This window comes from Candidatus Accumulibacter sp. ACC012, from assembly GCF_907163155.1.
Classification (GTDB): Bacteria; Pseudomonadota; Gammaproteobacteria; order Burkholderiales; family Rhodocyclaceae; genus Accumulibacter; species Accumulibacter delftensis.
In genome coordinates this window covers 328100-338396 of the sequence record NZ_CAJQUC010000009.1, presented here as the reverse complement: position 1 = coordinate 338396, position 10297 = coordinate 328100, and the positions used below count along the sequence as shown (strand labels likewise).

Sequence of the window (10297 nt, the reverse complement as noted above, 5' to 3'; positions counted from 1 at the left end):
CCGTGCCAGCACCAGTGCGGGCGCCTGCCGCACCTTGAACTGTTTGAAGGCCGGTGGATGAATGATCGCCGTCACGTTTCGAGCGCCCACCAGCTCAGCGATTTCCTCACCCATGCGGGTGAGAGAGTTCCCCTTGAGTCCGCGCAGGACCAGCACGGCGCCGGATTTCTCCGCCTGGGTGATGATTCGCTGCAGGGTTTCCTTCGGCAACGAAAAAGAGATGAAGACCATCAACTCCGGGACGTCCTTGCCCGGTACCGAGCCTGGCGTGGTCTGGCGGTAGGTCTCTGCGATCCGGGCAATGTCGGGGCCTGTGGTCGCCGGCTGCGGCAGCTTGGTCGGATCGGGAACCACCGGGCGGCCCGTGCCCTTCGGCGCCTCGACGGCATCCAGGGCAGAACCCATGCGCTCGCGTGCAGCCCGCAGCTCGGTGTCCGCAGGTTCCACGACCTGAGCTTGGGCGACCGTCACCGCCCCGCCCAAGGCACCGACGCCAATGCAACGTGCCAACAGCAAAACCCACGACCGCTTGCTCATGGCCTCAAAACGCGCCCTGGCAACAGTTGCGTTTGCGGAAGACCATGTACGCAAAGTCCTCGCCCTCGAAGGGAAACTCGCGCCCGGCGCCCCACAGGATCGTCGATCGCCCCAGCGGCTGGCAGCATTTCCCGGCAATCTGTGCTGTCTGGGGAATCGGATAGAGCATGTGATACTTGTAGCCGGTCTTGTCCATGATCGGCTGCGGGTAGTAGCCACACAGTCCGTCCTCGCCGGAGGCCGCCCACATCAGCCCTTCCCGGTGCATCTTGGCGATCAGGCGGGTCATTTCCAGGCTGGACGCCTGGACGCCACCGATATGGGCCTGCACGTTGCCATTGAGTGGATAGAGACTGCCCTGGCAGCCGGCACACCAGAACAGGGTGTTGAGCGGAAAGCCGGCGGTGGCCGCTGCGCAGGCGGCGGCGCAGGCGGCGCGCGCGGCGAGATTGCCGAACAGCGCGACCTCGGGATTGAGAATGAAGGTCAGCTCGTCGTCGTGCCACATCGGGTCCAGTTCGGTGAGATAGGCGACATCGAAGCCGCCCTGCTCCAGACATGCGTTGTCGAAGATCGCTTCCAGCCAGAAGATGACGGGATCGACGTACCAATGCACCTGATAGAAAGACGAGGTCGAGGTACTGTCCTGGCTGAAACGCGAACCACGGGGCGCATCGAACCCAGGATCAAGTTCGAGTCCGCCGAGACTGGTCAGACAAAACGGGCGACGCACCACATCGACTCGCCTCACTGGCTCCCAAAAGCTCACCTTGAAACCCACGCGCAATTGGGAGGGGCATGCACAAAGCGGTGAACCGCCGGGATTCGGCGTGTCTTCCTGCCCCATCGACAGCAGATCGAGGCCGCCGAAGCGAATCGGCAGCATGCAGCGCCAACAGATATCGGTGATCGGATTGGCGAAGCGGCCGGTACAGGTTGGCGTCGCCAAGGCTGGTCCGATGCGCCCGATCGCCACCGCCAAGAACAACAGTAGGACGCACTTACGGACGAACTTCATCGACCCTTAGCCTCTTGCCATCCTGACTGACCACCGCCGGCACCTGACGAATGCCGAGGCGGCGGCTCAGGCTGCCGCCCTGGTCGTAGAAGACGCGGCGTTTCCACGAGCGCATCAACCCCAGAGGCTTACCGGCAACCAGGATGGGTTTGGCGCCACCTTCGGGGCTCGCCAACACCTGTCGTGCAAAGGCGACTTGTCGGCGGTCGCGCCCGTCAAAAAATACGAGCCGTTCGCGAAGGGAAACGTGGTCGAGCGGATTCACTCTCAGTCCGCGCGCGAACAGGATCACGCCTTCGGCGTTGCGGATGTCGCGGTCGAGAATCCACGTCGGGTCGATGAAAAAGCTGCGCCGGGTAACGGTGGCCGTGAGCCCGGCGACGGGTGCTGGTTTCTCGACGGCCGCGACGACGCGATCGCGGTGCTCATTCTGCTTCCTGGCGAGTTCGCCGGTCTTCTCCATGTGTTTGAGGCGTGATTCGATGGCTTCCAGAAGATCCGGCTCGGCAATGTCGTAGGTCGGCCCGACGACGCCGAGATCCTCCGCGTGTACGATGGGCAGTGAGGCCGCGATCAGCAGGGCGAAGAACGGCAGTGGGGCGCGAGTCGACATGGGGTCGATTCTGGTCTGGCGCCTGCGGCTGTGGATTTCGAAATGCGGCTTTCCCGGGCGCATTTCGCCTCGGTGCATCCAGCGACCGTTGCCGGCGTGTCAGCGGCGCTACGCGCTCCGCTTCTGGCTACCGTCGACAGCGGGCGGGACCGGGATTCGGTAGCAATGCGCCCGATTTCGCGTCTGGCACAGAAACACGTCCGGGACGACGCTCCCCAGGCGAAGAATCTGCATCCTGGCCAACTGGAGTCGCTCGACCAGCAGGGGTTCGGCTTGGCGGGAGGGAATCCACGTGAAGTTCCCCTCGCGCTCTGATGTCAGGGCGCCTGCGCTCACACCTTCGCGCAAGGTGGTGACGACGCATCGGATCAGGTTCAGCCGCTCGTCTTCACCGGGGCTCTCGGTCTTGCCCTGGCTCGGCCTTGCTTCCTGAACGGGTTGGGTAGCTGGAGGCGCTCCGGTTGCGGGTTTGGGCTGTAGGTTTCCGACGGCCATGAGCTGCTTGACCGCTGGCTGGAGGCGAATCACTTTCCACGGCTGGCCGTGCTCGACCGCGATCTCGGTTACCTTGCGAAACGGTGCCAAAGGATCAAGCGCCAGCCAGTTTCGGTGCGACAACTCGTCGAGAATCGCCTTGCTGTCCAGACCACAGCCGCTGAGTGCATCCGGCCACCTGAGACAAAGCACACCGGAGGGGTCGATGTGGATCAGGGTCTCGGCAGGCTTCTTGCCCGTCTGAATGTCCCGGGCAAGCGCCTGCAGCGCTTCACCAACAGCACCATTGAGCTGATCGGTGGGTGCCGCTGGCGGGTTAGGCGGGGGCTCGCGCTGGGCAGGCGTCTCTGGCAACCGACCCTGTTCAGGTGAAGCGCGTGGTTTCAGCGCGGGAGACAACTTCAGCGCCGGTAGGTCGGCCGGCTCGGTTACGGTTTCGTCCTGGTCGAGAAGCCTGCCCGGCACGGAGGGTGGTGCGGGCTCGATGAGCAGTGCCACCTCACGAAGCCTGATCGCCGTCAGTCGGATGTTCGGGATCTTCTCGGCCAGCACCGCGGGGGCGATCACCCAGTAACGATGGCCGTCGAGACTATCCTCGCGGACACTCGCCAACTGCCGTTCCACAAGCATATCGAGAAGGCTGTTCGGCGTTCTCGGCAAGCCCGGAATCTTCTCCTGATGAATGAGGGCGGCGATTTCCTCACCGGCCGCCGGCCAGACCAGGTAGAGATGCCCGTCGATGTGCCAGAGTCGTGAACCCGGTTGATTGACGCCCCAGGTTCCCTCCCGGACCAGCCGACGCATGATGTCCACCAGAAACCGTTCGACCGGCAGGCCGATCTCGTAGCCGGTGAACGCGACGCCAAGACTGCGCAGGTCGCGCTCGACGCTAGCCTGATCGGCGCGAATGACGAGATCGTGAATCGGGTTCTCGGCGCTGGGCGAGCCGTTGATCGTCTCCATCATCCAGAGCACCAACTCGGTATCGCCCGCGGCGATCCAGGCCAGCCCCTGCGGACTGATGATGCGTTCGGCAATCAAGGCGGAAATCGCCTGGTGCTTCTTGCCACGATTCTCGCGCCAGTGCAGGAAGTAGCGATCGACCTGATGACGGCCGGCCCAGCTGTAGAGGTCTTCGACGAAGGGGTTCCAGACCTGCGCGCCATCACGACTGGTGACCACCAGGTCGGTGACCGGCTTGCCGACGTCGTGACAGAGGGCGGCGAGGAATACGGCCAGATGCCACCGCGGCTGGAGCTCGCGTCGACGTCGCGGCGCCTGCTCGCCGGGCAGCAGCACGCGATCGCCGGACTGGAGCGACCACAGGGCGACTTCGGCCGCGTGACGCAGGAGTCCGCCGGCGCCGCGATGATGATGCGTCTGGCTGGCTGGCAGGAGGTGGGCATAGGAGGCAAAGCGACGAAGCGACTGCCGATAGAACTGCTCGAAGATCTCTGGCGACGCGAGTCCGGCTTCACGGATTTGGCCGATCAACTCCCGTTGCGTCTCGATGAGTTTGTCCGGGTGGGTTGCCGGCAGACCCTTCATGAACGGCGGGTAGCGGGGAATCTCGTCGTCTTCCCTGGCCAGCTCCGTTGGACGGGTCGAGGGAAGGCCTGCGCCCGGTTGTGGGCCTTGTTTATCCGGCTGCATCGCTTTCCTGAAAAAGCCGAGCATCGGTCAGCCCTCCCCTTGGCCCGTATCCAGGCCGGTTCGCTGTAAGCCGCGACGAATCGCAGGTACTCGGCGAAGACGCTGGCGCGCCTGATCGGGGTCGAGATCGAGAAGGTCGCAGATCGCGTAAAACGAATTACCTGCCCTGGACCTGTCGTGAAAAATCCAGATCAGGGCGTCCCGCTGCGGTCCTGCGACGCTGCTGGCCGACTTCTCGACCGATCGCGCGTTGCCCTTCGCATCCACGATCGCCTGATGGAGAACGGCGATCCACAGACGCTTCAAGCGTTGGGCGATCTCGCATACGGCGGAGTCGCGGAGGATTCCCCAAGGCCCGGTGCGTCGCACGTCAGAAGACCCGATGCGCTTTCCCGACGATCTGCTGCCGAGCCACCCAGCCGGTCAGCCGGTAGCGCGAATCGAGGCTGTCGGAATGCGAACCGGCAACGTAGTAGCGCCCGTCGGGAAGGGTGCCGACCGGTCCGATCTCAAGCGGTTCGCCGGTTGTGGCGTGCTCCTTGGCACGACCGACCGGCTCGCCATCGACAAAGAAGGCTCGCCCTGTCGCGGTGACCAGAGAGCCGGGTAAGCCGATCAAACGTTTGAGGAACAGGCTCCCGCGCGGATAGGGCCAGTTGTCCTCCCACCGGAAGGCCATCAGCTCCCCGCGCGCTGGCATCACGTTTTTCTCGACCAGGAAGAGCGTGCCAGGAAGGCTTTCAGTGATGTTCCAGGCGAGCAGATAGGCGCGACCAAACGCCAAATGGGCGGCGATGACCCAAAGCAGCAGTGGAAACCAGCGTCCCAGGAGATCGAAAAGGCGGATGGACATGCCGACACTGTATCGGCGCCGCCAGCGTCAGGATTTTGAAATGCGCCCTGCCGTGACGCTTTTGAGCGGCAGGTAAATCGGGAATTCGTGCAGGCTTGGGACGGTGTTAGCGTTATGCAGGCAGACGCTTGCATTTTTACGGACCTGTGAGAATCTGGATCGGTCACTAACGAATTGGAGGCCGCCATGACTATCGCTGCTGCAACACCACCAAGCGCCATCTTCAGCACTTTGCCGCTATTGGCGCTGCTGCTGGTCATCATCGCCATGTTCCGCTGGAATCGGCGATCGAAAACCAACACGAAACGCCAGCTCGACCAACTGGAGCGCGAGTTCAAGGTCATCAGAAACGAGATCTTGCTGGTCACCACGAACGCCGTTCCTGGCGAGCGGACGGTCAGAACGATCGGCTACGTGGAGGCACTGTCCGAAGCCGAAGCGGCATCGGACTGGGAGTACCGGCTGGCGGAGAAACAAGCGTTGTTGGACCTGGCACGCCAGGGGATTGCCATGGGGGCCAATGCCATTGTGGGACTTCGCAAGAGCAATGCCCACTATGACCAGGCTGGATCGCAATGGCGAGTGTCGAGAGTCACCTACCAGGGAACGGCCGTCGTCGTGAACCAGAAAGTGCCGAGCGCTGAAGCGGCGGCGTGAACAGGGTGCTGCGGCTTCTGGCAACGACACGCGGCACGACGCCAAGGCAGATTGATTGATCGCCGGACTGGCCGTCTGGAAGACGCGAGCGTGTCCTCGGGCAAGGCATGCGGTGACCTGATTAGCCATGAACCTCAGCCATCCGAATCGTGCCCTCGGGTTGCGGACCACAGCGAGCTGCGGCGACAAGCAAGCGCTGATGCAGCGTCCTGAGATCGAACCGGCGGTTGAAGCGGTAGGTGAATGCGGCCAAGTACCGAGCGGCATACTTTCGAAAGTTGAATGCATGGTAGCTGCCACTCAAGCTGGTCTTGAGGTTACCGAGGACGGTGTTGATCCATTGGAACTCGGGCAAGTCTTTCGGCTTTCGCCCCGCGACGACGGTGGGTTGATGCACACAGCCGGCCTCGGTGACCGCGCTGAAACAGGCCAGCCCATCGGAACATACGATGCTGCCCACGGCCAGGTTGGTGCTGGCCCACGCCGCAATCGCCTTGAGGGTGAAACCGGGCACCGGCGAGAGCTTGACGCGCAAAGGATGGCCCTCATCGCTGAGCGAGACGGCAGCCACGAAAGGGACTTTGTTCTCGGAGCCGCGACCGGCCTTGCCGCCGCTACGCTCGCCGCCGAGGTAGGCATCATCGACCTGGACCTGACCTTCGAGAACGTAGCGCTCTTCGCGCGCGCCCATGGCGTGCATCAGCTTGTGGTCAATGAGCCACGCCGTTCGATAACTCACCCCCAGCTGGCGTTTGAGCGCGAGTGCCGACAACCCGGTCTTGGCCTGGCTGATCAGGTAGATGGCAAGAAACCAGAGCGTCAGCCCAAGTTTGGTGCCCTGGAAGATCGTGCCGGCAATCAGCGAGGTTTGATGACGGCAGGCATTGCACTGAAACATCTTGCGGTTCGCACCGCGCAGAACACAATGCGCCGACGTACCACAGCAAGGGCAGCGGAAGCCCTCGGGCCAGCGAGCGGACTCAAGCGCCGCTTCGCACTGGGACTCGGACCCATATCGTCCAAAAAATTCAGGCATCGACAGGCCTGGCTGGAACTGAATTCGATTCATCGGCATGGTGAGCTCCTCGGGGTATTGGCTGTACGTACGTACAGTATATCCTAACTCCGGGCTCTGGGAACACGCGTAGCTGAAGTTCATTGCTAATCAAGTGCGGTGAAGCAAGCGGTGCTCGGCCGGAGCGAAGGCGATCGTCGCCTTGCGATTGCGGCGCGCACGGATGTTTGGTCGGCGACGACCAGTGTTGCGGCCTTCTCGAACCGCAGCTCACTAAACCGGCCCGCGCGCCCGAAGCTGTCGTGATGACAAACGACGTAAAGACCGTCAATATTCGAGTGGCGCTTGTCGCGAGATTTCGCTCTGGCGGTTCATCATCGGATCGACGATGGGCGACCAGACGGGAAGTGCCACGTTCATTTGCCGTGACGCTACTGGCAGTCAACGGGTGATCGTCGGCTCTCCGATCATGGAGGTCCGCCGAACTGTTGGGCTAATGCAGCACCAACGAGCGGCGTTTTCTTCCCAACGGACGTCGGAGCTCCAAGGGTCACTGCCCTTTGGGCAGGCGGCGGCAAAGTTGAACGCTCAAAGGATCAGGGGAATTCGGTATGAGCATCGGCGTTCGGATCATGTTTTTAGACGGTGATCGGATCATCCGCGTGTCCCAGCGTCGCTTCGAGCGCCTCGTCGATCGCGACTTGAATGAAGCAATGCCCGAGTATGCGGGCCAACGGCTCCGCTGTGCGATGGTCTATGTGCAGCTTGCCGATCGCAAGCCCGTAGAGGTGGTTCGCATCGACTACATGGTGCTTCCGCTAGACCCGGAGGGGCGGGTCGACTCAGACCTTCAATCGCGCAAGATGATGCTGGCCGGGGAGATGTTCGGCTTCGGGATGACAGGCACCGCCGAACGGGTCGTCGACTTTGGGCCGTATCTGGCGGAGAAGCAGTATCGCGCTGAGTACAAATGGAAACCCACGGAGAACGAGGAGCGCGCCTTGGTGGACCTGGCGCTTGAGCACTGAGTGTTCGAGCTCTTGCGGTCCGGCGAGCAAGCCACGACGGGAAAAGTGCCTCGCGCAGCGCGTGTCATGAATGAAAGCTCAATGACCCGGTTGTTGCAGAGGCGACGGTGAGGAAGGAGAAGAGAGAACAATGCAGGCCGGACATTTGGTATTTGCGTTTCTGTTGCTGGCAAGCATCGCTACCCGCGCGGAAACGTTGGTTGGCACGGTGGTGGGCGTGGCCGATGGCGATACCGTCACCGTTCTCGACGCTGACCATCAGCAGCACAAGATCAGGATCGGGGGGGTCGATTCCCCCGAAAAGGCCCAGCCATACGGGCAGCGGTCCAAGCAAAACATGTCGGCGCTCGTGTTCGGCAAAGAGGTCGATGTCCACTGGCAAAAGCGCGACCGGTACCGCCGTATCGTGGGCAAGGTGATGGTGCAACCTTCCGACTGCCCGACCTGCCCAAAGACGCTGGACGCAGGCCTTGCGCAGGTCACGATGGGGCTCGCGTGGTGGTACGAGAAGTACGCGAAGGATCAGTCGGCCGAGGACGCGGGGCGGTATGAATTTGCGGAACACGAGGCACGCGCCAAGCGCGCCGGGCTTTGGGCGGACGCTTCACCGATCCCGCCGTGGGATTGGCGGAAGGCCCAACGCCGATGACTCAAAAGCAGTGGCCAGCGACGATTGACGAAGCGGTCGGCGTAGTGATCGCCACCCTGCCGGACGACGACAAAGCACGCATTACTTCCCTGTCGGAACCCGATCTCATCGGCTTGCACTTCGGTTTGGGGACGTGGATTCGCAACAACCTTGGTCTCCATTCGGGAAACGGACGGCTGCTGGAATCAACGGGCACGCCAAATGCCGATGATGCGTCCCTGGTGATCATAGAAGCACTTTGGCGTCGTCTGCGCGAAGACGTTCCGAAGGTCCATTGAGATGTGCGGTCGGTATGCCCTCTACGGTCCGACCTCCCGCATTCGGGAGCAGTTCGACCTTGATCACCAGTTCGACTTCGCGCCGCACTACAACATTGCACCGACGACGAAGGCGCTGGTGGTTCATTCGGGATCGCAAAGTGTGAGAGTTGCCAGCCTCTACCGATGGGGACTGGTTCCGGTCTGGGCCAAGGACGCCACCATCGGCGCGAAACTCATCAACGCCCGTGGCGAGACCGTCGCGGAGAAACCCGCTTTCCGCACCGCCTTTCGTCGCGGCAGATGCCTTGTGCCTGCCAACGGTTTCTACGAGTGGAAGTCCGTTCAGGAAACGGGTCGCACAGTAAAGCAGCTGTACTACATCCGTCCGCAGGATGAAGGCGAGCTGTTCGGGTTTGCCGGGCTGACCGAACGATGGGTATCGCCCAACGGGGAGGAAATCCACTCGTGCTGCATCATTACGACCGCCGCCAATTCCTTGATGATGCCCATCCACGACCGGATGCCCGCGATCTTGTCCGCCGACGATTACGACGAATGGCTGGACCCGGGCAACACCGATATAGAAACGCTGCGGGCGATGCTTCGCCCTGCCGAATGTGGCGATATGATCGCCTACCCAGTGACCCGGGCGGTCAATTCGTCCCGCAACGATTCCTCAACGTTCGTGGAACGTGTATGAACCAGCGTTTGCGACCTGCCATTTCAGAACCCGTCGTCTTGATGTTCTCGCGCCGGCAGGTAGAAACCTGCGACGTCAATGAGCCGTTGGCGTCTCTGCGCGAGATGACGGCTGACCGAAAGGTTGCCCTTGAGTTTTGCGGTCGCGTCAGTCTGGTATTCGATGGTTACAACGACGACCCGCGCGAGCTTTTTGAGATTCCAGAGGTGCGAGCGTACTTGAAGCGTCTCGACCACGAGTGGCCCTACTGGTTCTTCTTCCTCTCCCAGGCCGACGACTCAATCCAGATGCTGGAAAGCTGCCTGTGCGACACGATCGAGGTGATCCCCGGAGTGGCATCCATCGATCTCGACCAGATGGATCATGCGCTGACGCGCCACTTCGGCGCCATGAATCGACTGAGTCAGGAACTGAACCTGCCCGAAGAGCTCTGTGGGCAGATCGCCGAAGGCGTGATCAGACTAATCCACAACGCCGCGGTAGAAGGGATTGAGGGTGAGGACTACCGATAGCTGCGCGTTTCGTCATGCTTGAGCTTGAGCGCTTACTTTTGGTAGGAGCGCCGTCAAGGGGCCGACGGAGGTCAGCTGTCGGCCAGGAAGAAACGGTCGCGACTTTTCTCAAACGCCAACGTTGACCTGCAGCGATCAGCCGAAAGCGGTCATTCGGCTACGCACGTGACTTTCTCGCCTGACCGGCCGCTACGCGGTGCTAAGCAGCCGGTGGGCGCAGAATAGCGTCGGTCGGCAACCGGCCAGGAAGAGACGGTGGAGAAGTCCGCTGAAAGCAGCCATTGAAGCGGCCTGGGTGCATGCTATC

Annotated in this window: 13 protein-coding genes; 6 read left to right on the top strand and 7 right to left on the bottom strand. The window is 62.0% G+C overall.

All coding sequences use genetic code 11. The annotated features are described in order from the left end of the window. The 6 genes from trbC to QZ648_RS12385 form a co-directional block, all read right to left on the bottom strand. On the bottom strand, positions 1 to 537 hold a 537-nt coding region (gene trbC / locus QZ648_RS12410), incomplete at its 3' end, for a type-F conjugative transfer system pilin assembly protein TrbC (protein WP_291997233.1). Positions 538 to 541: 4 nt separating this feature from the next. Continuing rightward, a complete protein-coding gene (traU, locus tag QZ648_RS12405; RefSeq protein WP_291997018.1) occupies positions 542 to 1555 on the bottom strand; it encodes a conjugal transfer pilus assembly protein TraU in 1014 nt (337 codons plus the stop codon). After that, positions 1539 to 2168, bottom strand: coding sequence for a type-F conjugative transfer system protein TraW (traW, locus tag QZ648_RS12400; protein WP_169068227.1), 630 nt, complete (start codon positions 2166 to 2168; stop codon positions 1539 to 1541). The genes traU and traW overlap by 17 nt, the downstream gene beginning before the upstream one ends. Before the next feature lie 108 nt (positions 2169 to 2276). Continuing rightward, on the bottom strand, positions 2277 to 4316 hold the full coding sequence (gene mobH / locus QZ648_RS12395) for a MobH family relaxase (protein ID WP_291997019.1): 2040 nt from the start codon (positions 4314 to 4316) through the stop codon (positions 2277 to 2279). 27 nt (positions 4317 to 4343) lie between these two features. Further along, positions 4344 to 4622, bottom strand: coding sequence for a hypothetical protein (locus tag QZ648_RS12390; RefSeq protein ID WP_291997020.1), 279 nt, complete (start codon positions 4620 to 4622; stop codon positions 4344 to 4346). 64 nt (positions 4623 to 4686) lie between these two features. Continuing rightward, positions 4687 to 5169 (bottom strand): S26 family signal peptidase, encoded by a 483-nt coding sequence (locus QZ648_RS12385; RefSeq protein WP_291997232.1) that lies wholly within the window; start codon positions 5167 to 5169, stop codon positions 4687 to 4689. Positions 5170 to 5355: 186 nt separating this feature from the next. Between QZ648_RS12385 and QZ648_RS12380 the strand changes: the two genes are divergently transcribed. Further along, positions 5356 to 5826 carry a heavy metal-binding domain-containing protein gene (locus QZ648_RS12380; protein WP_291997231.1) on the top strand — a complete coding sequence of 157 codons (471 nt, stop codon included), beginning with the start codon at positions 5356 to 5358 and terminating at the stop codon, positions 5824 to 5826. Between the two features lie 121 nt (positions 5827 to 5947). On the opposite strand, the gene QZ648_RS12375 is transcribed toward QZ648_RS12380, so the two are convergent. Further along, the gene (locus tag QZ648_RS12375; RefSeq protein ID WP_291997230.1) at positions 5948 to 6901 is read right to left on the bottom strand and encodes an IS1595 family transposase; all 954 of its coding nucleotides are present in this window, start codon (positions 6899 to 6901) and stop codon (positions 5948 to 5950) included. Between the two features lie 551 nt (positions 6902 to 7452). Between QZ648_RS12375 and QZ648_RS12370 the strand changes: the two genes are divergently transcribed. The 5 genes from QZ648_RS12370 (at position 7453) to QZ648_RS12350 (ending at position 9990) form a co-directional block, all read left to right on the top strand. Beyond that, positions 7453 to 7869 (top strand): hypothetical protein, encoded by a 417-nt coding sequence (locus QZ648_RS12370; protein WP_291997229.1) that lies wholly within the window; start codon positions 7453 to 7455, stop codon positions 7867 to 7869. A 130-nt stretch (positions 7870 to 7999) separates the two neighbouring features. Then, a complete protein-coding gene (locus QZ648_RS12365; protein WP_291997228.1) occupies positions 8000 to 8518 on the top strand; it encodes a thermonuclease family protein in 519 nt (172 codons plus the stop codon). Continuing rightward, on the top strand, positions 8515 to 8796 hold the full coding sequence (locus QZ648_RS12360; protein ID WP_291997227.1) for a DUF6794 domain-containing protein: 282 nt from the start codon (positions 8515 to 8517) through the stop codon (positions 8794 to 8796). The genes QZ648_RS12365 and QZ648_RS12360 overlap by 4 nt, the downstream gene beginning before the upstream one ends. A gap of 1 nt (position 8797) precedes the next feature. After that, the gene (locus tag QZ648_RS12355) at positions 8798 to 9478 is read left to right on the top strand and encodes an SOS response-associated peptidase (RefSeq protein ID WP_291997226.1); all 681 of its coding nucleotides are present in this window, start codon (positions 8798 to 8800) and stop codon (positions 9476 to 9478) included. Next, positions 9475 to 9990 carry a chlororespiratory reduction 6 domain-containing protein gene (locus QZ648_RS12350; RefSeq protein ID WP_291997225.1) on the top strand — a complete coding sequence of 172 codons (516 nt, stop codon included), beginning with the start codon at positions 9475 to 9477 and terminating at the stop codon, positions 9988 to 9990. The genes QZ648_RS12355 and QZ648_RS12350 overlap by 4 nt, the downstream gene beginning before the upstream one ends. Positions 9991 to 10297: the final 307 nt, after the last annotated feature.